Origin of the sequence: Pannonibacter phragmitetus DSM 14782 (genome assembly GCF_000382365.1) — a bacterium.
Taxonomy (GTDB): Bacteria; Pseudomonadota; Alphaproteobacteria; order Rhizobiales; family Stappiaceae; genus Pannonibacter; species Pannonibacter phragmitetus.
Genome location: NZ_KB908221.1, coordinates 88,030 through 112,955, shown reverse-complemented (window position 1 = coordinate 112,955; position 24,926 = coordinate 88,030). Strand labels below are relative to the sequence as shown.

Annotated in this window: 22 protein-coding genes; 9 read left to right on the top strand and 13 right to left on the bottom strand. The window is 63.3% G+C overall.

From position 1 onward, the window contains the following. Positions 1-6 precede the first annotated feature (6 nt). Positions 7-1,362, top strand: coding sequence for an alpha,alpha-trehalose-phosphate synthase (UDP-forming) (locus H163_RS0112455; RefSeq protein ID WP_019964919.1), 1,356 nt, complete (start codon positions 7-9; stop codon positions 1,360-1,362). A 51-nt stretch (positions 1,363-1,413) separates the two neighbouring features. On the opposite strand, the gene hppD is transcribed toward H163_RS0112455, so the two are convergent. Next, positions 1,414-2,526 (bottom strand): 4-hydroxyphenylpyruvate dioxygenase, encoded by a 1,113-nt coding sequence (hppD, locus tag H163_RS0112450; RefSeq protein ID WP_019964918.1) that lies wholly within the window; start codon positions 2,524-2,526, stop codon positions 1,414-1,416. Between the two features lie 124 nt (positions 2,527-2,650). Here hppD and H163_RS0112445 point away from each other — a divergent pair, with 124 nt between their 5' ends. The 4 genes from H163_RS0112445 to H163_RS0112430 all read left to right on the top strand — a co-directional run bounded on the left by H163_RS0112445 (position 2,651) and on the right by H163_RS0112430 (position 6,973). Further along, positions 2,651-3,130 (top strand): Lrp/AsnC family transcriptional regulator, encoded by a 480-nt coding sequence (locus tag H163_RS0112445; protein ID WP_019964917.1) that lies wholly within the window; start codon positions 2,651-2,653, stop codon positions 3,128-3,130. A 65-nt stretch (positions 3,131-3,195) separates the two neighbouring features. Next, a complete protein-coding gene (locus H163_RS0112440) occupies positions 3,196-3,933 on the top strand; it encodes a tellurite resistance TerB family protein (protein WP_019964916.1) in 738 nt (245 codons plus the stop codon). Positions 3,934-4,012: 79 nt separating this feature from the next. Next, entirely contained in the window at positions 4,013-5,641 is a 1,629-nt protein-coding gene (locus H163_RS0112435; RefSeq protein ID WP_019964915.1) for a GMC family oxidoreductase, read from the top strand. Positions 5,642-5,968: 327 nt separating this feature from the next. Then, positions 5,969-6,973, top strand: coding sequence for a DctP family TRAP transporter solute-binding subunit (locus tag H163_RS0112430; protein ID WP_019964914.1), 1,005 nt, complete (start codon positions 5,969-5,971; stop codon positions 6,971-6,973). A gap of 64 nt (positions 6,974-7,037) precedes the next feature. Here the strand turns inward: H163_RS0112430 and H163_RS0112425 are convergent, their stop codons facing one another. Further along, positions 7,038-8,144, bottom strand: coding sequence for a citrate synthase (locus H163_RS0112425; protein ID WP_019964913.1), 1,107 nt, complete (start codon positions 8,142-8,144; stop codon positions 7,038-7,040). Between the two features lie 82 nt (positions 8,145-8,226). Here H163_RS0112425 and H163_RS0112420 point away from each other — a divergent pair, with 82 nt between their 5' ends. Beyond that, positions 8,227-9,435, top strand: coding sequence for a citrate/2-methylcitrate synthase (locus tag H163_RS0112420; RefSeq protein WP_019964912.1), 1,209 nt, complete (start codon positions 8,227-8,229; stop codon positions 9,433-9,435). A 52-nt stretch (positions 9,436-9,487) separates the two neighbouring features. Here the strand turns inward: H163_RS0112420 and H163_RS0112415 are convergent, their stop codons facing one another. The 6 genes from H163_RS0112415 to H163_RS0112390 form a co-directional block, all read right to left on the bottom strand. Beyond that, positions 9,488-9,769: an SCP2 sterol-binding domain-containing protein gene (locus tag H163_RS0112415; protein WP_019964911.1), complete on the bottom strand. Its 282-nt coding sequence runs from the start codon at positions 9,767-9,769 to the stop codon at positions 9,488-9,490. A gap of 159 nt (positions 9,770-9,928) precedes the next feature. Further along, positions 9,929-12,142 carry a heavy metal translocating P-type ATPase gene (locus H163_RS0112410; protein WP_019964910.1) on the bottom strand — a complete coding sequence of 738 codons (2,214 nt, stop codon included), beginning with the start codon at positions 12,140-12,142 and terminating at the stop codon, positions 9,929-9,931. 5 nt (positions 12,143-12,147) lie between these two features. Further along, positions 12,148-12,387, bottom strand: a complete 240-nt coding sequence (locus H163_RS24910; RefSeq protein WP_026355779.1) for a heavy-metal-associated domain-containing protein — start codon at positions 12,385-12,387, stop codon at positions 12,148-12,150. 353 nt (positions 12,388-12,740) lie between these two features. Further along, positions 12,741-14,324: an ABC transporter substrate-binding protein gene (locus H163_RS0112400; RefSeq protein WP_040678776.1), complete on the bottom strand. Its 1,584-nt coding sequence runs from the start codon at positions 14,322-14,324 to the stop codon at positions 12,741-12,743. A gap of 211 nt (positions 14,325-14,535) precedes the next feature. After that, positions 14,536-16,254, bottom strand: a complete 1,719-nt coding sequence (locus H163_RS0112395; protein ID WP_040678774.1) for an adenylate/guanylate cyclase domain-containing protein — start codon at positions 16,252-16,254, stop codon at positions 14,536-14,538. A gap of 108 nt (positions 16,255-16,362) precedes the next feature. After that, entirely contained in the window at positions 16,363-18,060 is a 1,698-nt protein-coding gene (locus tag H163_RS0112390; RefSeq protein WP_026355777.1) for an adenylate/guanylate cyclase domain-containing protein, read from the bottom strand. Between the two features lie 198 nt (positions 18,061-18,258). Between H163_RS0112390 and H163_RS0112385 the strand changes: the two genes are divergently transcribed. Beyond that, entirely contained in the window at positions 18,259-18,618 is a 360-nt protein-coding gene (locus H163_RS0112385) for an ArsC family reductase (protein WP_019964905.1), read from the top strand. A gap of 49 nt (positions 18,619-18,667) precedes the next feature. Here H163_RS0112385 and H163_RS0112380 read toward each other — a convergent pair whose 3' ends face one another. The 5 genes from H163_RS0112380 to H163_RS0112360 form a co-directional block, all read right to left on the bottom strand. Continuing rightward, positions 18,668-19,084, bottom strand: coding sequence for a YcbK family protein (locus H163_RS0112380; protein WP_019964904.1), 417 nt, complete (start codon positions 19,082-19,084; stop codon positions 18,668-18,670). Positions 19,085-19,270: 186 nt separating this feature from the next. Further along, positions 19,271-20,020: an FKBP-type peptidyl-prolyl cis-trans isomerase gene (locus tag H163_RS24975; RefSeq protein WP_019964903.1), complete on the bottom strand. Its 750-nt coding sequence runs from the start codon at positions 20,018-20,020 to the stop codon at positions 19,271-19,273. 97 nt (positions 20,021-20,117) lie between these two features. Beyond that, on the bottom strand, positions 20,118-20,462 hold the full coding sequence (locus tag H163_RS0112370) for a PilZ domain-containing protein (protein WP_019964902.1): 345 nt from the start codon (positions 20,460-20,462) through the stop codon (positions 20,118-20,120). Between the two features lie 73 nt (positions 20,463-20,535). Continuing rightward, on the bottom strand, positions 20,536-21,501 hold the full coding sequence (locus H163_RS0112365; protein WP_019964901.1) for a 2-hydroxyacid dehydrogenase: 966 nt from the start codon (positions 21,499-21,501) through the stop codon (positions 20,536-20,538). A gap of 61 nt (positions 21,502-21,562) precedes the next feature. Then, entirely contained in the window at positions 21,563-22,372 is an 810-nt protein-coding gene (locus H163_RS0112360) for a creatininase family protein (RefSeq protein ID WP_019964900.1), read from the bottom strand. Positions 22,373-22,557: 185 nt separating this feature from the next. On the opposite strand from H163_RS0112360, the gene H163_RS23700 reads away from it, so the two are divergent. Together H163_RS23700 and H163_RS0112350 are read left to right on the top strand one after the other, a co-directional pair. Next, a complete protein-coding gene (locus H163_RS23700) occupies positions 22,558-23,610 on the top strand; it encodes a putative metalloprotease CJM1_0395 family protein (RefSeq protein WP_208975388.1) in 1,053 nt (350 codons plus the stop codon). A gap of 104 nt (positions 23,611-23,714) precedes the next feature. Further along, positions 23,715-24,863, top strand: coding sequence for an MFS transporter (locus H163_RS0112350; RefSeq protein WP_019964898.1), 1,149 nt, complete (start codon positions 23,715-23,717; stop codon positions 24,861-24,863). Positions 24,864-24,926 lie beyond the last annotated feature (63 nt).

The following is a 24,926-nucleotide window of genomic DNA, read 5'->3' as shown; positions in this document are numbered from 1 at the left end:
GGCCCGATGAAGGACACAGGCAAGGCTGGAGGGCTCGCCGTGGCTCTGGTCGATGCACTGACAAGCTCCGGCGGACTTTGGTTCGGCTGGAGCGGCAAGGTCTCTGAAGAGGGCACTTTCGGCCCCTTCCAGCAGCAGAAGACGAAGTCGGTCCAGCTGGTGCAGATCGACATGACCCAGGCTGATCATGACAGCTTCTATGCCGGCTATGCCAACCGGACGCTCTGGCCAATCCTGCATTACCGGCTTGATCTGGCCGTCTTCGACCGGCAGTTCGAAAGCGGCTACCGTCATGTGAACGAGCGCTTTGCCACCCGGTTGCAGCCTTTGCTGCAGCCCGATGATCACATCTGGGTGCATGATTATCACTTCATGCCGTTGGCCGCGACACTGCGTGAAATGGGCGTCACGGCACCCATCGGCTTCTTCCTCCACATCCCCTTTCCGTCCCCCGAGATTCTGGCGGCTTTGCCCAATGCCGGAGCGCTGGTCCGGTCCATGCTGGCCTATGACGTGATCGGCTTCCAGACCTCGCGGGACGCCGCCAATTTCCGCCGCTTCGTGGTGGATGAACTGGGCGGCTCGGAAGGGGAAGGCGGCCTGGTGCGCCTTCAGGGCCGGCAGGTTCTGGCCCGTGCCTATCCCATCGGCATTGACGCAGAAGCTTTCTCGAAGTTCCCGATGACACCGGAAGCGGTGCGCAATTCGGCTCGCATTGCCAAGCGGCTCGCCGGACGCCAGCAGGTCGTGGGGGTGGACCGGATCGACTATACCAAGGGTCTGCCGGAACGCTTCCGGGCCTTTGCGCGGTTGCTGGAGGATTATCCGGAGAACCGGGGGCAGGTGTCGCTGATGCAAATCGCCCCGCCGTCACGGGCGGAACTCGACGCCTATATCGACATCCGGCGGGAGCTGGAGGGGCTGACGGGGCATGTGAACAGCCGGTTCTCCGAGCTGGACTGGACGCCCATCCATTTCATCGCCAAGGCTTTCCCGCGCAAGGTTCTGGCGGGCATCTACCGCTCCAGCCGCGCCTGTCTGGTGACGCCGCTGCGCGATGGCATGAACCTTGTCGCCAAGGAATACATTGCTGCGCAGCGGGCCGAAGACCCGGGCGTTCTCGTGCTGTCGCGCTTTGCCGGGGCGGCAGAGGGCATGCCGGAGGCGGTGATCGTCAATCCGCATTCGGATGAGGAAGTCGCCCGTGGCCTGCAGCGCGCTCTCACCATGCCGCTTGAAGAGCGGCGTGACCGCTGGCAGGTGATGTTCGACCGCCTGTGCCGGGAAGACGCGCACAGCTGGTCGTCGTCTTTTGTTGCCGATCTTGAGGGGACGCGCCGTGAGGCCAGCAAGGCCGCCTGACCAAATGGCCCCGCTGCAGTCCTGCCGCAGGGCCAGTTTTCTTTGTGCCGGCTATTCGGCGGCATCCACCTTGATGACACCCCGGCGGATCTGGTCTTCCTCAATGGATTCGAACAGGGCGCGGAAGTTGCCCTCGCCGAAACCTTCATCACCCTTGCGCTGGATGAATTCGAAGAAAATCGGCCCGATGACGGTCTTGGAGAAGATCTGCAGCAGGATCTTGGTCATGCCGCCGTTCACCACCCCTTCGCCGTCGATGAGGATGCCGTGCTTCTTCATCCGTTCCAGCGGCTCGTCATGGCCGTTCACGCGGGCTTTGGACATTTCGTAATAGGTGTCCGGCGGGCCGGGCATGAATTTCAGGCCGTTGTCCGCCAGAAGATCGGTGGCGCTGTAGATGTCATCCGTGCCCACCGCGATGTGCTGGATGCCTTCACCCTTGTATTTGCGCAGATATTCCTCGATCTGGCTGGTGTCGTCCTTGGACTCGTTCAGCGGAATGCGGATCTTGCCGCAGGGCGAGGTAATGGCGCGGCTGACAAGACCGGTTATGCGGCCGTCGATGTCGAAATAGTGGATCTGCCGGAAGCCGAAGAGGTTGCGGTAGAAGTCCCACCACTTGTCCATGTTGCCCCGGTAGACGTTATGGGTCAGGTGGTCGAGGTAATAGAAGCCGACGCCTTCCGGCTTCGGATCCACCGGCCCCAGCCATTCGAACTCCGCCGAATAAGCCGAGCCCTTGGCGCCATACTGATCGATGAAATAGAGCAACGAGCCGCCGATGCCGATGATGGCCGGCATGTCCAGCGTCTTGCCGTCCCCTTCATAGGGCGTTGCGCCCATCTTCACGGCATGGTCAAACGCCTTTTGCGCATCCACCACACGCCAGGCCATGGCCGGGGCGCAGGGGCCGTGTGCCTCGACAAAGCGCATGCCATAGGAGCCGGGCTCGGCGTTGAGGATGTAGTTCACGTCGCCCTGACGGTAGACGGTGATGTTTTTCGTCCTGTGCTTCGCAACGGGGCTGTAGCCCATGCGGCGGAACAGGGCGTCCAGCTTCTCAGGCTCCGGATGGGCAAATTCCACGAACTCGAAGCCGTCGGTGCCTGCCGGGTTGTCAGCCGTGATGGTGGCGGGCGGTGCGCCGTGCGGAAAAGGTCCCATGCTGTCCTCCTCTTGATGGTGAGACAAGCTTGCGCTCTGGCGCGCGCAATGTGTGTGCAAAGGACGTAAAATCCCGTAAGGTGGTGCAAGTTTTGTGCGTTCTTTCCCTGGTAGGTGCATCATCGTGCAGGTTGACAGCTTTGATCTGCGGCTTCTGTCCGCGCTTCAGGAAAATGCCGCCCTCACCAACCAGCAGCTGGGGGAGCGGATCGGGCTCTCTGCCAGCCAGATTTCCCGCCGCCGGCAGGCGCTGGAAGCAGAGGGCATCATCCGCCGCTACCGGGCAGATCTGGCAACCGAGCGGCTGGGCTTTTCGGTGACGGCTTTTGTCGGCGTCACCCTTGGTGCCCACAGCCGGGAGAATGCCCGCCGGTTCCGCGCCATGGTGCAGGCCATGCCCGAGGTGCAGGAGGCGCATACCCTGACGGGCGACGTGGATTACATGCTGAAGATCGTGGTGCCGGACCTGAAGGCGCTGAGCCGGGTGATCAATGACGACCTGCTGCCGCATGAGGCGGTGCAGAACGTGCGCTCCTCCATCGCCATGGAAACCCTGAAGGACGACAATCTGCTGCCGCTTGAAAATGCTCCTGCTGTCAGGTGACTTGCAGCCACGCCGGGGAGCCACCATCTGAGGCTGACGCAAGGTTTGCCAAGGAGCTTCCAGACATGTTCGATGCGAAATCCCTTCTCGATCAGGTGATGGGTGCGGCTTCCCGCTCCGGGCTTGCACAAGGCGCCAAGACGGGCGGCTCGGGTGACCTGATGTCCCGTGGCAAGGATTTCCTGTCGTCCAACGCTGGCGGGCTTGCCGCTGGCGGGCTCGCCGGACTGCTGCTCGGCAGCAAGTCCGCGCGCAAGATCGGCGGAAAGGCGGTCACCTATGGCGGCCTCGCGCTGGTCGCAGGCCTCGCCTATAAGGCTTACCGCGATTATCAGACCGGCCAGCAGAATGGCGGCCAGTCCCCCGGCCCGCAGCAGCGCGCCCCGCTGGAACTGGAAGCCCCGCGCGGCACTGCCTTTGACCCGGAGCGCGCGCCCGGCGGCAGCCAGATCGTGGCCCGGACCCTGCTCAGCGCCATGATCGCCGCTGCCAAGGCGGACGGCCATATCGACGCGGAAGAACAGCGCCGCATCTTCGGCAAGATGGATGAGGCCGGGCTTGATTCCGAATCCAAGGCCTTCCTGATGGACGAGCTGCGCGCGCCGCTCGATCTCGACAGGATCGTCAGGAGCGCCACGTCGCCGGAAACCGCCGCCGAGATCTACGCCGCCTCGCGGCTTGCCATCGATCCCGATCACGCTGCGGAAAAAGCCTATCTCCAGATGCTCGCCGCCCGGCTGAACCTCGATCCGGCGCTGGTGGACGAGATCGAGATGGCCGTGCGCGAACAGGAAATGGCGTAATCCCATGCCCGCCCTTTGACGGTCTTGACCGGACCGCGCCTGCGTGTCTCCACTTGTACCAAAGAACACGGGTGGAAACATGCAGGATCTGGGCGAGTGGGACTATGTGATCGTCGGCGCAGGCTCGGCGGGCTGCGTGCTGGCGAACCGGCTGTCGCAGGATCCGGACATCCGGGTGCTGCTGCTGGAAGCGGGCGGGCGGGACAGCTATCACTGGATCCATATTCCCGTCGGCTATCTCTATTGCATGGGCAATCCGCGCACGGACTGGTGTTTCCGCACGGCGGCGGAACCGGGGCTGAACGGGCGCGCACTCAATTATCCGCGCGGCAGGGTGCTGGGCGGCTGCTCGTCGATCAACGGCATGATCTACATGCGCGGTCAGGCCCGCGATTATGACGGCTGGCGCCAGCTTGGCCTCACCGGCTGGGGCTGGGAGGATGTGCTGCCGCATTTCCGTGCCTCAGAGGACCACTACCAGTGGAACGATGTGCTGCACGGGCAGGGCGGCGGGCTCAGGGTGGAGCAGCAGCGCCTGTCCTGGGACGTGCTGGACAGTTTCCGTGAAGCCTGCGCCGAAACGGGCATCCCCAAGGTGGATGACTTCAACCGGGGCGACAATTTCGGCTCCTCCTATTTTCAGGTGAACCAGAAGCACGGAATTCGCTGGAACACGGCCAAGGGCTTCCTGCGCCCGGCGCTGAAGCGGCCCAATCTGCGGGTGGTGACGCAGGCAGAGGTGACCAGCGTTCTTCTGGATGGCCGCCGCGCCTCCGGCGTAGCCCTGACGGTTAAAGGCCAGCCGGCCACGGCAACGGCCAAAGGCGAGGTGATCCTCGCCGCAGGGGCCGTGAAATCGCCGCACATCCTTGAGCTTTCTGGGATCGGCAATCCGCAGGTGCTGGACCGCATCGGTGTCACTGTCCGGCATTCCCTGCCCGAGGTGGGCGAGAACCTTCAGGATCATTTGCAGCTGCGCACCATTTTCAAGGTGCATGGGGCAAAGACGCTGAACCAGATGGCGGGCAACATCTTCGGCAAGGCGCGCATCGCGCTGGAATATGCGTTGAACCGATCCGGCCCCATGTCCATGGCGCCCAGCCAGCTGGGCGTCTTTGCCAAGTCTGATCCCTCCTTCGAGACGGCCAACATCGAATATCACGTGCAGCCGCTGTCGCTCGACAAGTTCGGCGAGCCGCTGCATCCCTTCCCGGCGATTACGGCCAGCGTCTGCAATCTGCGGCCCGGGAGCCGTGGTCATGTGCATGCGCTGACGGGCCATGCGAAGGACCAGCCGGAGATCCGTCCCAACTATCTTTCTGCTGCGGCTGACCGGCAGGTGGCGGCGGACAGCATCCGTCTGACCCGGCGGATCATGGAGGCCCCGGCCATGGCCCGCTACCGGCCGGAGGAATATCTGCCGGGCCCCTCGCTGCAGAGCGATGAGGAACTGGCGCGGGCAGCGGGCGATATCGGCACCACCATCTTCCATCCCACCAGCACCTGCCGCATGGGTGCGGATGAGGCCAGCGTCGTGGACGGGCGGCTGCGGTTGCGGGGCATTGAAGGCCTGCGTGTCGTGGATGCTTCCGTCATGCCGCTGATCACCTCCGGCAACACCAACGCTCCCACCGTGATGATTGCAGACAAGGGGGCGGCGATGATCCGCGAAGACCGGCGGCAGGGCGCAGCGATTAAGGCTGCTTGATACCGGATCTTTCGGCGCAGAGGTGTAAATAATTCAAAATAATGAAATAAAACAATGTTTTAATGGGTTTTGAGTGGGTTGTGTCTATCTGGTGGCGGGGTCGAAATCTTGGTCGCGCTTTGATTTTGGTGTTAATTTACAATTCTGCATAATTTTTTAAATATATATTTTCCAAGTTAAATTACGCAGCGTAATTTAAAGAGATTTTGTATTCTTGTTAAGCCTCGTCAGGTTTCCTGATCTCGGATGAATGGGAGTTTATCTGGTTCGTTCCCGTGCGCAATTCTTGCGAAGAGGGATGACTTTAAAATTGGGAGTAAACTTCCGATGAAGACGTCACTTCTTGCTTTTGTTTCAGCGCTTTCCATCGCAGCTGCCGGCTCAGCTGTTGCTCAGGACTGTCAGGATGGCGAGATCGTCATCCGTTTCAGCCACGTTGTGGCAGCGAGCGGGCATCCCAAGGGCGATGCCGCCGCGATGCTGGCGAAACGGGTCAATGAGGAGATGAACGGCAAGGCTTGCATGCAGGTTTTTGCGGACTCGCAGCTTTACGATGACGATCAGGTCATGGAGGCCATGCTTCTGGGGGATGTTCATCTGGCTGCGCCGTCTCTGGCGAAGTTCGAATCCTACACCTTGAAATACCGCATCTTCGATCTGCCATTTCTCTTCTCGGATCTGGATGCAGTCGACCGGTTTGCTGCCAGCGATCAGGGCAAGGGCTTGCTGAATGCCATGACCGATGTTGGCTTTGCCGGGCTTGGATATTGGAGCTCGGGCCTCAAGCAGTTCTCGGCTGACAAGCCGCTGGTAAACCCTGCGGACGCTGCTGGATTGAAATTCCGGATTCAGAGTTCCGATGTGGCTGATGCCATGATTCAGGCGATGGGTGGCAGCGCCCAGAAACTGGCTTTCAAGGACGTGTATGGTGCCCTCAAGGCTGGCGTGGTGGATGGTCAAGAGAATACTTGGTCCAACATCTACACCCAGAAATTCCATGAGGTGCAGGACGGTATTACCGAGACCAACCATCAGTTGCTCGCCTATTTGCTGGTCACCTCACAGGAATGGTTGAACGGCCTGGAGCCGGATGTCCGCGAGCAATTTCTGACAATCACGGCCGAAGTGACGGCCGCTTCCAACAGTCTTGTTGCCGGTGAAGAGGCGAAAAACCGCCAGCGGATTCTTGATTCCGGCGCGGTGATCCGTGAACTCACCCCCGAACAGCGTCAGGCTTGGGTGGAAGCCATGAAGCCTGTGTGGGGACAGTTTGAAGCAGATATCGGGCTGGACCTGATCAGCGCCGCATTGGCAGCCAACGCGACAAACTGAACATCCTGCAGAAGGGGCCTGCGCGCTGCGGCAATGCCGTGCGCAGGCTCTTGTCATCATTCGCTTACGCTGCAACAGGTCCCACATAGCGTGAGGCGGGGCGGATGAGGCGGCCGCTGGCGCGCTGCTCTGCCACATGGCCGCACCAGCCGATGGCCCGGCCTACGGCGAACAGGGACGTGAACAGGCTTCGGTCCAGACCCGCAGCCTCCAGCATCACGGCTGTGTAATACTCAACATTTGTCTGCAAGGGCCTGTCCGGCTTGTGGCGGGCGAGTGCGGCAAGCGCTGCCCGCTCCACCCCTTGCGCCAGGATCAGCCGTCCGGCGTTGGAGGGCAGCTCTGCAAGCCCTGCCTTCAGCACATCGGCGCGCGGGTCGCGGGTGCGGTAGATCCGGTGGCCGAAGCCCATCAGCCGCTTGCCGTCCTTCAGTGCCCGTTCGATCCAGCGTTCCGCCCGGTCCGAGGTGCCGATGGCATCAAGCATGTCCAGCACCGGTCCCGGCGCGCCGCCATGCAGCGGGCCCTTGAGGGCTCCCATGGCGCCGATGACGGCAGAGGCCATGTCCGCGCCCGTCGAGGCAATGACTCGGGCGGTGAATGTGGAGGCGTTGAAACCGTGATCGAGAATGGTCACGAGATAGCGGTCGACCGCTGCCGCCGCCCGTGCATCCGGCGCCTTGCGCGTCAGCATGCGCAGCATGTCTTCCGAGCTGCGCAGGCCGAGATCGGGCATCACCGGGGCAAGGCCCTGGCTGATCCGCCAGCCTGCGGCCAGAAACACCGGCAGGCTGCCGCACAACACCACGGGATCTTCGTCCGCCCCTTCACTGGCCAGCGCCGAAAGCCCCAGCCGCATCAGCTCATAGGTGCCCAGCTTCGGTGAAGCGGCCTGCAGCACGGGCAGGGCGCGGGCCGCCGTGGCACGGGCCTCGGCAAAGCGGGCAGTCAGCTCCGCGCCGCGCGGCACGCGCAGGATATCGGCCCAGAAGAAGCTGGCCGCTTCTTCATAGGTGAGCTTTCCGGCGAGGTCTTCGATGGGGCTGCCGCGCAGCACCAGCCGTCCGCCTTCGCCATCCACCTCGCTGAGGATGGTGGCGGCAGCGGTGACGCCATCAAGGCCCTCGGCCTGTGCGCCGGTGAAAACCGGGTTGGGGTAAGCGAGCGTCATGGAAAAACTCCCTCTCATACTGTCAGGTTTCATGAAAGGAGGAATGCTTGATGCGGTCAATATTGATAGATACAATCAATATATGAACCAGCCGCTTTATCTCTCCGCCCGCGAGGCCGTCGCCGAACTCGGCATCCAGCCTGCCACCCTCTATGCCTATGTCAGCCGGGGGCTGATCCGTTCCGTGCCGGGGCCCGGCAAGCAGAAACGCTATGATGCGAGCGACATCCGCAAGCTGCTGGTGCAGCGGGACAGGCCCGAGCCGCAGGGCGGGGCACGGCCGCTGTCCGGGGATCCGGTGCTGGAAACACGGCTCACCCACATTGGCGAGGACGGGCCCTGGTACCGGGGGCACAGGGCGACCGATCTTGCCAAGAGCCTGACGCTGGAAGCCACTGCCGCTCTGCTCTGGGACTGCGAGGAGGACCCTTTCGCCGGGACGGTCAGCATGCAGCTGCCGCTCTTTCCAGACGGCATGGGTGCAGTGGAACGGCTGATGACAGCGCTGGCCGCCTGGCCCGTGTCCGATCCTTCCGCCTATACCCGCTCGCCGCAATTGCTGCTGCGCAAGGGGGCGGCTTTCGTGCGGGTGGCGGCGGCGGCGCTGCTGGGCCGGGCGGAGGTGTCGAGCCTGCCGGTGCATGAGCAACTGGCGGAGTGCTGGCTGGTGCCCGGCCGTTCCGGTGCCGGGGGAATTTCAGCCGCAGACGGAGCGGACCTGATCCGGGCCGCGCTTGTGCTCTCCGCCGATCATGAACTCAACACCAGCGCCTTCACCGTGCGCTGCGCTGCCTCCACCCGTGCGCCCCTGCATGCGGCGCTGATTGCAGGGGCTGGCGCCTTCACTGGTCCCCGGCATGGGGCGGCGTCCGACCGGGTGGGGCTGTGGTTCGATCAGATCCATTCAGCAGCGGATGCAGAAGCAGTGCTGCACGAGCGGCTGATGCTGGGAGAGCCGCTGCATGGGTTCGGCCATTCGGTCTACCGCAGCAAGGATCCGCGCGGAGACATGCTGCTGGACATGCTGAAAGCGAAAAAGGGCGGCTGCCCCGCAGCAGAACTTGCTGCAACGGTCTCAACGCTGGCGCGGGATCTGTTTGGCCTTGAGCCGAACATCGACTTTGCCTTCGCCGTTCTGCGGCGCGCCCTCGGTCTGCCGCCGCAGGCAGGCAAGACCATCTTCTGCGCCGGGCGCATGGTGGGCTGGGTTGCCCATGCGCTCGAGCAATATGCCACTCCCGAGCAGATCCGCCCCCGCGCCATCTACACCGGCGAACGCCCGCGCAAGTGAGGGCGGCCCCGTCCATGGACGGAGCCGCATCATCCCGTTTCAGGGGCCGGCGTCAGACGATGCTGCCGAGCTTCATGGCCACGGCCATGTTGCCCTCGACTTTGATCTTGCCGGTCATGAAGGCCATCGTCGGGTTCAGCTCACCAGCCAGAAGGTCGGCGAGGTTATCCGACGAGATCTTGATGGTGCAGTCGGCGTCCTTGTCCTCGTTGGTGACGGTTGAGCCGTCGAGGAAGATGACGCCATCGCTGCCGCAATCAAACTTCACGGTGTCGTCGATGCCGCCGCCAGCCACTTTTGCACGTACGGCTTCGGTCAGTTCCTGCAGGCTCATTCGTTCCATCTCCCCTGGCGCAGGGCGAATCTTCGCCCTGCCGTTAAAGTGATGAGGCTTCAATTTCCTCTGCGCTGACCCAAGCATACCGTTTACGTAATCGTCAAGTGGGCAATCGGCCAGCTGAAACGACTATGCCACGGCAATGTTGCAAAAGGCTCAAGGCTTCCAGCGCTTCAGCAGGCCCGCGTTGGTGACAACGGAAACCGAACTGAGCGCCATCGCAGCCCCGGCAAAGGCGGGGGATAGCATGCCAAAGGCCGCCAGCGGAATGCCAATGACATTGTAAGCGAAGGCCCAGAACAGGTTCTGCCGGATCTTCGTAAGCGTTGCCTTGGAAACACGCACGGCGGCCGCCACCATCAGCGGGTCCGAGCGCATCAGCGTGATGCCGGCAGCCTCCATGGCCACATCCACGCCGGAGCCCATGGCAATGCCGATGTCGGCGGCTGCAAGAGCTGGCGCATCATTAAGACCGTCGCCCACCATGCCGACGGCGCCGCCAGCTTCCGCACGCAGGGCCTCGATGGCCTTGGCCTTGCCATCCGGGCGCACGCCGGCACGCACCTCATCAAGGCCGGCTTCAGCGGCCACCTTGCGGGCAACGGTCTCGCTGTCGCCGGTGATCATCACGGTGCGGATGCCCATCTCCCGCAGTTCCTGGATCGCTTGTGCCGACGTGTCACGCAGCGTGTCGGAAAAGGCGATGACGCCGACGGCGCGGCCATCCAGCGCAGCAAGGACGGCTGTCTTGCCTTCGCCTTCCAGAGACTTGCGGATGGAGTCTGCGGTGATGCTTTCCACCTTCAACCGGTCCATCAGGGCCCGGTTGCCGATCACCAGCGAATGCCCGCCCAGCATGGCGGCAATGCCTTCGCCCGGCACGGCCTCAAACTCGTCCGGCGTGGACAGCGGCAGGCCCTTGGCTCTGGCTGCTTCCACCATGGCCCGGGCCAGCGGATGCTCGCTGGCCAGCTGGGCGGAGGCTGCGGCGGCCAGAAGGCCGTCATTGTCCCGGTCAAAGGCGATGACATCGGTGACCGCAGGGGCGCCGCGTGTCAGCGTGCCGGTCTTGTCGAAGGCCACGAGCTTCAGCCGGTGCGCCACTTCCAGCGCTTCGATGTCGCGGATGAGAATGCCCGCCCGCGCCGCAGCGCCAGTTCCAGCCACAAGGGCCGTGGGTGTGGCAAGGCCCAGGGCGCAGGGACAGGCGATGACGAGCACGGCCACACTTGCGCCAATGGCCGCATCAAGGCTGCTGCCCCAGATCATCCATCCGGCAAAGGTGAGAAGGGCGAAGACGATGATCACCGGCACGAAAATCGCCGATACCTTGTCGACGAGCTTCTGCACCGGCGCCTTGCGCCCTTGCGCTGTCTCGACCAGCTTGATGATGCGGGCAAGGACGGTTTCTTCCCCCAGCGCCAGCACTTCAACGGTCAGAGCACCGGAGCCGTTGATGGTGCCTGCGGTGATGTGATCGCCGGCAGAACGGGTCACCGGCAGGCTCTCGCCGGTGATCAGCGTTTCGTCCAGCTCGCTCTTGCCCTTCTCGATCTGGCCGTCCACCGGCACTCTTTCGCCGGGGCGCACCAGCACCCGGTCGCCCAGGCGGATCTCCGTAATGGGAACGGTGGTGACCGTATCGCCGTCAATCTTGTTGGCGGTTTCCGGCCGCAGTGCCATCAGCGCCCGCACGGCGGCAGAGGTGGCGCGGCGGGCGCGGTTTTCCAGCAGCTTGCCGAGCAGGACCAGCGTCAGGATCACCATGGACGCTTCGAAATAAAGATGCTCCACGCCAGAGGGATCCGGCACGAATATGCGGTAGAGGCTGTAGCCATAGGCGGCAGACGTGCCGAGGGCGACCAGCACATCCATGTTGGCACCGCCCGAAAGCACGGCCTTGAAGGCGCCCCGGTAGAAGCGGGCGCCCAGCAGGATCTGCACCGGGGTTGCCAGCAGCAGCTGCACCAGTCCGGGGATCATCCAGTGGATGCCGAAAGGCATCAGCGCCATCGAGATGACCAGCGGCAGGGAAAAGGCAGCGCCCATCACGAACAGCAGGAAGGCCTTGCGGTCTTCCGCCCGTGCGGCGGCTTCGGCCTTTTCGCGTTCTGCCCGGGCCTTGGCGGCTTCATCCTCATGCAGGCGGGCCGAAAAACCGGCCTTTTCCACGGCGGCAATCAGGTCCGGCACGGGAATGTCCCGCACCAGCGCCAGCCGGGCATTTTCCAGGGCAAGGTTCACATTGGCTTCCGCCACCCCGTCGACAGCCGAGAGGGAGCGCTGCAGCCGTGCGGCACAGCTGCCGCAGGTCATGCCGGAGATGTCGAGGGTCAGTTCGCGGGCGCTCGAAGAGCTTGCAGGTCGCATGCCGGTTACTCCTCCCGCAGCCGGGCAGGGAAACCGGCATTTTCCAGCACGGCAACCAGTTCCGGCACGGGCACATTCTTTGTGACCGTTACGGCCGCGCTTTTTGCGGCGAGATCGACGCTCGCCGCCGAGACGCCATCGACGCCGGTCAAGAGCCGCTGCACGCTCGCGGCGCAGCCGCCGCAGGTCATGCCGGAAACGTCGAGCATCAGCTGGCGGGGGCTGGAAAGGTCTGCGGATGTCATGGCTGCCTGGTCCTTATGCCTGCACCGGGTCATCGCTCTTGCAGGGCCGGTGTCTTGAATTGCGGGATCTTGCCCAAAATAGGGCTTCCAGCTGCTGGAAGGTCAAGGGTTGTTGCGATGCAGCATTTTTCGGCATGTTCCGGCCAGTTTTGCTCAAAATTTCCTCAATATCTCTCTTCTTTTTATTGTGCGATGCAGTATCATGACTTAGCGGAATTTCAGTTGACCCGCTGTATTTGAGGGTCAGGCGTTAGTGCAAGTCATTGAACGGGCATAAAGTATCGAGGGGGAGGCCAGGTGCTTCCCCCTCTTTTTTATGCCCGTCTCCGGCAGGACAAAGTGCCGCAGGCCGGTCATTGCTGCCGGATGAAGCGGAACAGGAACTGGTCATCGGCCCGCTGCTCCACATGGAACCGGTTTGAAATGCCCCAGGCCAGCTTCTGCTGATGCAGCGGGATATAGGCAACATCCCCGTTGAGCAGGGTGTAGATCTGCGCGGTGAGGTCTGCGCGCCGGTCCTTGTCTTCCTCGCCGGCAAGCTGGCGGATCAGGGCATCTGCCTGTTCGTTGCAGTAGCCGCCAATGTTGAAGGTGCCTTCTCCCGTGGCCGTATTCCGGCACATGGCAACCGCCTGCAGCAGGCTGAGGCTGTCGAAGTCGGCCGGAGTCCAGCCGAACAGATAGAAGGAAGTGTCATAGCCGCCGGTGGGCAGGATGCGCCCGAAGTATTTCGCCTTGGGCTGGATGTCCGCCCGGGTCCTGATGCCAACCTTCGAGAGCATGGCAGCAACGGCCTCGCAGATGCTGGCGTCGTTGACGTAGCGGTCATTCGGGCAGTCGAGTGTCAGGGCGAAGCCGTCCGGATAGCCCGCCTCTGCCAGCAGGCGCCGGGAGGCCTCAGGGTCGTAGGGCAGGCGCGTAAACTCCCCTGCGCGGGAGAACAGCACCGGGCTGACGAGGAGTGCGGCAGGTTCGGCCATGCCGCGCATGATCTTGCTGGTGATGGCGCCTGTGTCGATCGCCTGATAGACGGCCTTGCGCACCCGCACATCCTTGAACGGGTTGCTGCCCTTCACATCGGAGTAAAGCAACTCGTCACGGCTTTGATCGAGGCCCAGAAACAGCGTGCGCAGTTCCGGCCCGCTGAGCACCTGGGCGGATGGGCTCTGGTCCACCCGCGCGATATCCTGCACCGGCACCGGATAGATCATGTCCAGCTCGCCGGAGAGAAGAGCGGCAACGCGGGTGGGGCCGGATGTGACGGCGGAAAACTCCACCCGCTCCGGCAGGCCGTCCGTGGCATCCCGCCAGTCCGGGTTCTTGCCGTAGACGGTTTTGAGGCCTGGCTCGTGGCTGATGATCCGGTAGGGGCCGGTGCCGTTGGCCTTCAATGCGGCTGCGCCCGGCGCAGCGCTCGACGCCGAGGTGACAGGAACGGCGCCGTTTGCCTCCGTCCATTCCTTGTCCATGATGTACCAGGTTTCCCACTCGGCGGGCAGCGCCGGGGCAGGGGACGTCAGGTGGAAGTCGACGGTATGGCTGTCAACGGCCACCACTTCCGTGCCTGCGGGCAGCCGCGTGCCCACGTCAGACCCTGGCGACCGGACGCGCGTGGCGGAGAACACCACGTCATCTGCCGTCAGCGTGCCGCCGTCGTGAAAGCGCACATCCTTGCGCAGGTGAAAGCGCCAGTGCACCGGGCTCAGCATCTCCCAGCGTTCGGCGAGTGCGGGCTCCAGCTCCAGCTTCGCGTTCCGCCGCACCAGCCCTTCATAGACATTGCCGAGAGCGGAGAGGGAGAAGGTCTCGTTGAGCGAATAGGGATCAAGGCTGTTCAGCCCGCCCTGATAGGCATAGCGGAATGTGACCGGTTCCGCATGGAGAGCCGTTGCCGCGGCGGCTAAAAAGCCGCCTGCCAAAAAGTATTTCGAGATCATGGGTGCCCCGCCCGAGTCCTGTTTTGCCTGCCTGCCCCAAACCTCCGGGCCGCAGATGGCCGGGCGGATGAGCTGGGGCTGGCGGCAGTTTGCCACTCAGCCCATCATCGCAATGGAGGGACAAGCCGTCCATAGCTAGAAATTTGTATTTTCTCGCTTTTCCTGTCCTTAAACCTGCATGCTGCGCCACCTTCTCATGGCGGGACTTGAGTCAGGCAGCATGCCCGTCCGGATGGGCGCCCTGTCCGGGGCTGAGTGCCTCGCGCAGTAAGGACGCGTTGCTGATGCAGGCCACGGACACGGCCTGACTGCGGCCCTTCACGCTCACCGTCCTGACTGCCTCACATGTTGGAAGACGGATGCCCGCCGCCTCCAGTGTGTCCAGTGAAATGGCCGCCAGCACGTTCGCATCCTTGGCGACCCCTTCAAGGCGGCTGGCGACGTTCACCACGTCTCCCAGCGCGGTCAGCGAGCCGCCGCCTGCGGTGCTTTCCTCCAGTCCGATCTGCCCCAGGATGGCAGGGCCTGCGTGCAGGCCGATGGCAAGCTCCAGGGGGCTGCTCAGCTGGGGAGCAAGGCTCTGGTTCAGAACGTTCAGTTCCTTGCACAGGGCGGGAATAGAACGCAGGGCGGATGCTGCTCCTTTGCCAAGGCCCTCATTGAGGCCGAAAAGGGCCATCACGCCGTCCCCCATGACCTTGTCCACCTGTCCTCCATGGCTGCGGATGACACGGGTGACGCTGTCCACATAACGGTTGAGGATGAAGACCACATCGAACGGCAGCCGGCCCTCACTCAGGGCCGTGAAGCCGCGCAGATCGACGAACATCACGGCGATCTGCTGCTCCGTGCCCCAGCGCAGGTTCTCCGGTGCCGCCTCTCCGTTCTGTGTGCCGGTGCCGCGCAGCAGGGGGCGGACTGTCAGATCGGCGTGCGGCCTGATCTGGCAGGCAAGCCGCACATTCGGGGGTGCATGCACGCGCTTGAGCACCTGCAGTTCGGCCTGTTCCGGCGCTGGCAGCGTGCCGGCTCCTTCGATGATCAGCGTGCGGCAGGTGGAACAGCGTGCCCGGCCGCCGCAAACCGACAGGACCGGTTCCCCAGTCAGGCGGCTGATTTCGAGCAGCGTGGCGCCGGGCTTCACTCTGTGTGCCTTCCCGCCTGCGTAGCTGATCGTCAGGCTGCGGGCGATGCGGCTCGATGTCTGGCTCCAGAACAGCAACGCCGCGACCAGGGCGAGAGCGGTGAAGAACACCGCTTCGCCAGCAGCAACATAGGTTGCCAGTGCGTCCAGCTGCTCCCTTCGCAGCCAGGTTGCTGTCTTGCCATCAGCCGCCAGGCTGCGCGCGGCCGTGATCCAGCCGCTGGTGGCCAGGAGGGGAACCGCCACGGCCAGCCCGTAAAGCAGCATCTGCCAGCGCGGATACCAGGCTTTCAGCTTCAGCCAGTGGTGAATGCCGATGCAGCCATGCAGCCAGACCGCCAGCATCAGGAGCGTCTGCGCAATGGCCCCACCGGGCCACATGAGCAGCAGGATGTTCTGGTAGTTGCTGCCGGCATCAAAGATCTCTGCCGCACCGCGCGCTACGGCGATGTGCTGGATCAGCTGGATCGGGATCAGGAGGCCGAGGAGAATCTGCGCGGCTTCCCAGACCGGCATCTTCCATGTCCGGCGCCCGGCAATCCGCCAGAGCGCCGCAGATACATGAACCAGCAGCGCTCCATAAAGCACCACAGTGCCGGGAAGCGACTGCCAGATCAATGTGCGCCAGCGCTGACCGGCTTCCATCGCCTCCAGCGACACGAGCCCCAGAGCATGATTTAGAAAATGCAGGGATGCGAATGTGAACAGGATCAGGCCCGAGACGAGCCTGATGCGCTGCAGGGCAGGTGGGCTGCCTTGCAGAAGTCTGAACTCTCGGATCGTCATATCCCTGTCCGGGTCCTCCATCACGCTTCTGGGCTTTTATGCCGCCGGGTTTGTGATGGGCAAGTCAAGAACCCGTCAAGCATCTGCCAGAATACCGCAGCGCATGTCTCATGCCGCCTTGTTGCCGGAGAGAGCTCTTTGCAGCAGTGCCAGGTTCTCCACGCAGGCCACCTCCAGCGGTTCCTTCCGTCCGCGGATCGGCACCTGGTGGAAGGGGCGCAGCGGTTCGAGCCACAGGCCCGAGGCGTCCAGAATGTCGCGCGAGAGGGCGCAGGTGGCGTTGTGCTCCTTGGCAACGCCTTCCAGCCGGCTGGCAACATTGACCACATCGCCAAGGGCCGTCAGGCCCGAGGCAACGCCGTTGCGCCCGTCAAGGCCGATGCGGCCAAGGATGGCCGGGCCGCCATGCAGGCCGACGGCAATCCGCAAGGGACCGTTCAGCTGGGCGGCAAGATCCCGGTTCACGTGCTTGAGTTCGGCCGCAAGGTTGACGATTGCCTGCAAAGCATCCCGGGAGCCCTTCTCGAACGTGCTTTCAATGCCGAACAGGGCCATGATGCCGTCGCCCATCACCTTGTCGATCATCCCGTTATGGTTCCGGATCACGCGCACCACGCTGTCGACATAGCGGTTGAGGATGAAGACCACGTCGAAGGGAAGCCTGCCTTCGCTCAAGGATGTAAAGCCGCGCAGATCGACGAACATGACGACCACCGGCTGTTCCGTGCCCCAGCGGTAGCGGTCCTGCAGGCCTTCGCGGGGAATGGCTGTGCCGCCATGGAGCAGGGGGCGGACGACCAGATCCGTCTCGGGGCGGATCTGGCAGGCGAGGCGGACATTCTTGCCTGCGTGTATGCGCTTGAGCACATGCGCCTCCGTTTCCCCGGGCGCATGCAGACCCGCGTCGCCGGAGACAATGAGCGTGCGGCAGGTGGAGCAGCGGGCGCGCCCGCCGCAGACGGACATGACGGGTACGCCGCGCATGCGGCTGATCTCGAGCAGGGTTGGGCCGGGTCTGGCACGGACGGTCTTTTCGCCCAGATAGTGCACGGTGAAAGCCTTGCGCCCCGCCGGCGCCAGCTGGCGGACCAGCGAGATGACCAGGACCAGCAGCAGAAGCGAAAAGAAGGCTGCACGGCTGATATCGGTATAGACCTGCAGCTGTGCGGTCTGTTCCGCCGTGACCTTGAGCTGGTACTGCCCTTCCAGAACCAGCCGTCTTGCGCCATTGATCCAGCCCGTCAGCGACAGAACCGGAACAGCCGCGGCCAGCGTCAACAGTATGCCGCTCCAGCGTGGATACCAGGGCTTCAGCCGCAGCCAGAAATGAATGCCGACGCAGCCATGCAGCCAGACGAGCAGAAGCAGCAGGCTCTGCGTAACGCCGGAGGCGGGCCAAAGCGTGGACAGCTCATGCTGATAGTCCATCTGCGCATTGTAGATCCCGGCCGCGCCCCGGGTCATGTAGATGTGCCGGATCAGCATATAGGGAATGGACAGGCCCAGCAGGATCTGTACCGCTTCCCAGACGGGCATCCGGAAGGTGCGCCGGGCTGCGATGCGCCACAGGGCAAGCCCCACATGCACGGCCAATGCGCCGTAAAGTGCCACTGTTCCAGGCCATGACCACCAGATGATGAGGCGCAGATCCTGCCCCCATTGTGTCCAGTCCAGCGATATGTTGCCGAGCGCATGGTTGAGGAAATGAGTGCTGGCAAAGACAAAGAGGATCAGCCCGGAGTAAAGCCGCAGCTGCTGCTGAAGCGGTCCGTTGCCGGGCGGCGTGCGCATTTGCGGTGGGGCCATGGAACGGTCTCTTGAAACAGGAAATTGAGTAAATACACGTAAGCTGACGCAGTTTGAGCCTGCGCGGGAAACATGCAAGCGGAATGATGCAAACTGCGGAATGCAGCAGCTGTTGAAGCAGGCTGCCCGCATGGGCGCCACAGCCTGATAAATCTGCTATGAGGCCGTCAATGTCCATCAACGTGAAGTGAGGCTCGTATGATCGTCTATGGAATCAAGAACTGCGACACGGTGAAGAAGGCCCGCGCCTTTCTGGATGGGGCCGGTGTGGCCTACACCTTTCATGACTACAAGAAGGACGGTGCGGACGCAGAAAAGCTGGCGCAGTTCGTCGAGGCCTTCGGCTGGGAACAGGTTCTGAACCGGCGCGGCACCACCTGGCGCAAGCTGCCGTATGAGGTGCAGGATGCGGTCAAGGACAATGCCAGCGCCATCGCTTTGATGCTGGAGCACCCTTCAGCCATCAAGCGTCCGATTGCCGAAGCCAAGGGCCGCACCTTGCTCGGCTATGATCCGGTAGCCTGGGAAATGGCGCTGGAAATGGGCGAACTGGGCTGACACAGACGAGGGCCGGGGCACTCAGGTCCCGGTCTGCTTACCGGCCTGCCTACCACGTCCTGCGGGGGCCGTTGTCGATGTGGTAGAAGCCGCTGGAATAGCGCTTGTAGCCGCCGACTTCCGGTTGGGCGCGCAGGAAGGCAAGCACTTCCTGCGGGTTGCCGTTGACGCGGAAATCCACAGCGCGGCAATTGAGATGGTAGGAGTTGCCGGCGCCGCCCTTCCACCAGTTCTCCAGCCACCAGCGCTTGGTGGACATCACCGTCACCCGCCCGAAACGGTCGGACAGGCGGTTGAGAACGCGCTTGAGGTCACGCGGCACGCACCATTTGGTGTCGTTGTAGGTAATCTTGTCCGAAGATGGGGTCATCCAGCCAAGCCCGGTGATGCCTGACACCGTGCCGCACCCACTCAAGGACAGAGCAGCGGCGAGAAGGATGGCATGCGTGGAAAGTCGGCGGGTCATGAATTCGGCCTTGCTGGGTCAGTGTCCCCTTGCCCTCAAGACTCGGCCCTGAAAGTTAAAATTGTCATGAAAAACAGGGTTAACAGTTCATGTAGATGATGCCGGGCGCATCCGGCTTGCCTGTACTGCCCATGAAAAAGGCCCGGAGCCTGAGGCTCCCGGGCCTTGTGTGTGACATCTGTCCGTTCAGGGCAGCTTCGGCTCTTCCACTTCGCCGCCCGTGGCGATCCAGCTCATGATGCCGTCCTGCACATTGGCAACCTTAGTCAGGCCTGCCTGTTCGGAAAGATACTTGGCCAGCATGCCGCTGCGGTTGCCGGAGCGGCAGAGCAGGATGACTTCATCGTCCGGCGAATCGATGATCTTCTCCAGTTCCGGCCCGAAATCCGGATTCACCTGACCGGCAGCGTCAAAGAAGGTGACAAGGTGCGAGCCGGGGATGACGCCGGTTTCGCGCCACTCGTCGGCGGTGCGGATGTCGATCACCGGCACGCCAGCCGCGAGGCGGGCCTTCAGGGCGCCATTGTCCAGGTCGGTGAAGCTCTTTGCTTTCACGTCCAGCAGCTCGATCTCGAAACGCAGCGTGGCATTGGGCGGAATGACGCCACCGGCGCCGCGCGGGCCATAGGCCAGTTCCGGCGGAATGACCAGCTCGCGCTTGCCGCCGACTTTCATGCCGACAACGCCCTGCTCCCAGCCCGGGATCACGCGGCGCTCGCCCAGCGTGAAGCTGAAGGGCGTGCCGCGGTCGACGCTGCTGTCGAACTTGGTGCCGTCCATCAGCCAGCCGGTGTAATGCACGAAGACCGTGTTGCCCACATCGGCCTCGGCTCCGGTGCCGATCTGAATATCCTTGATCTGCATTTCCTCAGCCTGAGTCTGTGCCGTCAGGGCAAGCATCAGCGAAAAGACTGCGGCCACAAGTGGCTTCAACATGACTGCCTCACGACGAACGCCGGGTCACGATGAACCGGCTCTTGGCCTGAACTGTTCAGACCCGGCCGCTCAAGTCAAGGGCAGGCCGCCTGCCGCCTCAGTCCTTCAAGGCGTAGTAACGCCGTGCAAGCGCTCTCTGGCGGTTCATCGAAAACAGGGCTGCCTTGGCCGGCGGCACATCATACTCGATGCCCGCATTGGACCCGGAGCGCCAGCGCAAGGTGGCCAGCGCAACCGTGTTCTCAAGTTCATCGAAGAGGATGATCTCCTCCGGCAATGCAATATCCACCGGCAGCTTAAGTCTTGCGCCGCCGGGGGACATGTCACTGATCACGCAGTCACAGAGAAAGTTATTGTCACAATCGACAATGCGGCCTGCGCGCAGCCGGGTTTTCTGGCGTTTATGACGGCGCATGTCGGTGAACTCTTGGGCTTCGGGCACTGTGTCGCCTCCATCTTCTGGTTGATGGATTTTTCATAGAGTTACCCTGCGTTAGAGTTGCCGATCAAGCGCTTCACATCCGGGGGAATGGCGTTTCTGCAACTGGGGTTACCGGTTTGCCAACGCTGAACCAGCTTTTGAGATTATCGACCACGAGTTGCCCCATGGCGTCGCGTGTGGCGACGGAGGCAGAGCCCACATGCGGCAGCAGGACGGCATTCGGCAGATCCTGGAGGGCCTGCGGCACATGGGGCTCATGCTCGAACACGTCGAGGCCGGCCGCCATGATGGTGCCCTTCTTCAGCGCCTCGATCAGGGCCGTCTCGTTGACCACCGAGCCGCGGCCGATGTTGATGAGGACGCCGTCCGGTCCCAGCACTTCCAGAACGCGCTCGCCCACCATGTGCTGGGTTTCCGGGCCGCCGGGGGCGACGATCATCAGCGTGTCCACGGCTTCGGCCAGCGAGACCAGGCTGGGATGATAGGTGTAGTCCACGCCCGCCTGCTGATTGCGGCCGTAGTAATGCACACTCATGCCGAAGGCCTCGGCACGGGTGGCAATGGCCTTGCCGATGCGGCCAAGACCGAAGATGCCAAGGGTGCGGCCGCGCAGGGTGCCGGGCGTCAGGCGGTAGGCGCCCTTCTTTTCCCAGTTGCCGTCCCGCAGCCAGCGCTCGGCGGCAGACAGTTCGCGGATGGTCATGATCATCAGGCCGATGGCCGTGTCGGCGACTTCCTCGCTCAGCACGTCCGGGGTGTTGGTGACGATGATGCCGCGTGTGCCGCAGTGGCGCGCGTCCACCTTGTCATAGCCGACGCCGAAGTTGGAGACGATCTCCAGATTCGGGAAGCGGTCGATGAAGGGCTGGTCCACGTTGAAGAAGCTGACCGCAATGCCCCTGATGATGGCTTCACGCTCCTTCAGGAAGGCTTCCGCGTCTTCGGCTTCATAAAGCTTGTGCAGGGTGAAATGCGGCTCGAGGCCGTCGATGATCATGTCCCGGAGCGGGGAGGGGATGAGGATGTCGGGCTTGCTCATGACGTTTCCTTGGAAGCTTGCTGTTGTCTTGCTGTTTTTTTTGGGGGGGGGCGTCAGGCGCTCATGCGCCGGGAGACCAGAGGCGGGAGAGATCGAAGGCATGGATGTCCTTCAGCAGCTCGACAAAGCCTGCTGCGGCATGGTCCAGTGAGGCCTTGCCCTTTTCTGCCGTGGCGCGGGCGGCGTTGCCGGCGGCGCCTGCCGGATTGAGATCCTGTGCCTTCCAGCCGAACTGCTGCTGGCCGTGGCCGCGCAGATATTTGAACTCCTTGATGAAGTCCTGCTGGGTGGAGGTGAAGTCGATGGCCTTGTCCATGCGCACCAGATCTGGCTGCAGGTGCAGCATGATCGAGGTTTCGATGTCGCCGCCATGGATGCCATAGGTGAATTCATCCGCCGGGAAGATGCCCTCTGGCTGGCCGAAGCGCGACCAGGCGGTGGCGGTGACCAGCATCTCGTGGCTGATGCGCAGTTCACGTGCCACGATGTCGATGATGGGCACATTGCCACCGTGGGAATTGATCAGCACCAGCTTGCGGATACCGGCGCGGGCAACGCTTTCGCCAATGTCGATCCAGGCGCGGGTCAGCGTCTCCCATGAAATGGTCAGCGTTCCGGGCGAGGAAATATGCTCGTTCGACTTGCCGATCTGCTGCACGGGCAGGAAGGTGACCGGCAGGTCCTCGGGCAGAAGGTCCAGCGTGCGGGCGATCTGGCCCTCGGCGATTGCCGTGTCGGTCCACACGGGCAGATGGGGGCCATGCTGCTCAATGGCCGCCACCGGAAGAACAGCAATCCAGTTGCGCGTATCGGAGCCGGAAAATTCGGCCGTGGTCATCTCATGCCAGAAACGGCGCGGCAGGGCGGGCATGTTGTGAAACCTTCTGAAGGAACGATCAGGACAGGATGGGCAGACTAACCGGGCTGACGCCTGCCGTCATGCCTCTTGTTGCATCAGGATAGGCTTGCCGCTGCCTTGCTTCACGCAAATCTGATCAAATGACTTAACGCCCGTTAAGAAACCGGCAATCGGTGTGCGTTACCTTTTGCGGTATGGTGAGTGTGCTTGCAGGACTTTCCGCCGGCATTGGCTCCCGTGCCGATCCGGTGTCTGCTGCCATACGGGATGCTGCCCCGCAAGGTGAACGCGAGGGGCGGGACGATTCTGCTCGCCGCAGTGCCGCCAGCGCACAGGCCACGGCCGCACTCTCGGGTGCAGCCCCGACGCTCCGCGCGGATGCGGTTCAGTTTCTTCAGGGATTGAACGAGGACGGCAGCAGCCTGCGCGATGTCCGCCGCAGCCGCAGCGCTGAGGGTGAAGAGCCGCAGTCCCAATCAGCAACAGGCACTCGCAGTGGATCTGCCGGCGAAGAGGATACAGCTGCCGCCGGAGCGCAGCCGCGTGACGGGAGCGCCGGAGGTTCGGCTGCATCTTCCGCCGCTGGTCCGGCTGCTGCGGAGGAGGAAGGTTCCGGCAGCGGTGGCGCTGCCGCTGCGTCCGAGCTGACCGAGGAACAGGAGAAGCAGGTCAAGGAACTTCAGGTCCGTGACCGGGAAGTCCGGGCGCATGAGCAGGCCCACGCCCGGGTGGGCGGCGCCTATGCCGGTGCGCCCAGCTACACCTTCCAGCAAGGGCCGGACAAGAAGCGTTATGCCATTGGCGGCGAGGTGCAGATCGACACGTCGAAGGAGCGCACGCCGGAAGCAACCGCCCGCAAGATGCAGATCGTCATCCGTGCCGCCCTGGCACCTGCAGAGCCTTCTTCGCAGGACATGCGCGTTGCCCAGCAAGCCCGCGCCAGCCTGCAGGAGGCCCAGGCCGAGATGCGGGCACAGGCAGCGGAAGAACTGCGCGGCGGCGATGAGGCGGAAGGCACGGGCGGATCTGAGGCTGCCTCAGGCTCCGGCCCGCCGCAGGCCGGTGAAGCCGGATCATCGCAGGGCGGCACTGTGCGGGCAGACGCGCAAGGCCCCGCGGATCAGGAGCGCCGCGAAGAAGACGGCCGCCGGGCTGACCGGGCTTCCGCCCTTGCCGCTTACGAGCAGGCACGCTCTCTCTTCGGCGGCTTTGGCGGCCGTTCCAGCTCCCAGCCGGGGCTTGTGACCTGAGCCGCGTCACCATATCTTCACTTGCAAGGTTCCTTGCGGTTGCCTAGTTAGCAGGCACCTCCATGCTGCCCCTTTGCCGGCGGCTCCTTTCAGGAAAAGTTCCGATGTCTGCTGTCCGCCGTGCGCGCCATGCTGTTGGCGTGGTTTTCTTTGTTCTTGGCACCATGATCGGTGTCTGGGCCTCGCGCATCCCGGATATCAAGATCATTCTGGGTGTCGATGAAAGCGGCTTCGGCATGGTGCTGCTGATGATGGCCACGGGGGCCTTCATCTCCCTGCCGGTGACGGGCCGGATGGTCGATGTCTGGGGCGCGGCACGCATGGCCAGGGTGGCAGTTGCCGTGACACTGGCGCTGTTTGCCTGCCTTTCCTTCGGCACGTCCGTTGTCCTCATCGCACCGGTGGTCTTCCTCTTCGGCTTTGCCATGGGCTGTCTCGACGTGTCGATGAATGCCTGGGGCGCGGAAGTGGAACAGGCGCTGGGCCGCCCGGTCATGTCGTCCTATCACGGGCTCTACAGCCTTGGTGCGGGTGCGGGCGCGGGTGTGGGCGCCATTGCCCTGATGCTGGAGTTGACGGTGCCGCAGCACTTCCTGGGCTGGAGCGTGCTGCTGCTGGCCGTCATTCTCTGGGTTTTCCGCACTCCGTGGGTGTCGGTGCGGGCGCAGAAGGGCAGCGAAAAGGCGCCGCTCTTCGCCATTCCACGCGGAGCACTGTTCTTTGCCGGTGTCATGGCGCTGACAGCGGCACTTGCGGAAGGTGCCATCACCGACTGGGCTGCCCTTTACCAGATCCAGGAACTTGGCATTGACAGTTCCACGGCAGCGGTCGGCTTTGCCATCTTCTCCGTGGCGATGGTGGCGATGCGCCTGTCCGGCGATCAGCTGATTGCCCGCTTCGGCCCGGTGCCGGTGGCGCGGATCAGCGGCATTGCCGCCGTCAGTGGCGCAGCGCTTCTCGTTGCGGGCGGACCTGTCTGGGTGATCTGGGCAGGCTGCCTGATCATGGGTCTCGGCAATGCGGTGATCTTCCCGCTCGCCATGTCACGCGCAGCTGCAGAGCCCGGCACCTCCAAGGGCGCGGCGCTGGCCTCCGTCGCCACGCTTGGCTACGGCGCCTTTCTCTTCGGCCCGCCGGTGCTGGGCTTCATCGGCCACGCCCTGTCGCTGCGCACATCCTTCCTTGTGGTGGCACTGCTGGCCCTGCTGATTCCGCTTCTGGCTGGAACGCTGAAGGTCAACCGCGAGGCCTAAAGGACTGCGCACGGCGGTGCCATTCCCGGGGCGACGCCGAGGCAAGGGGCGGAGCCCGTTACA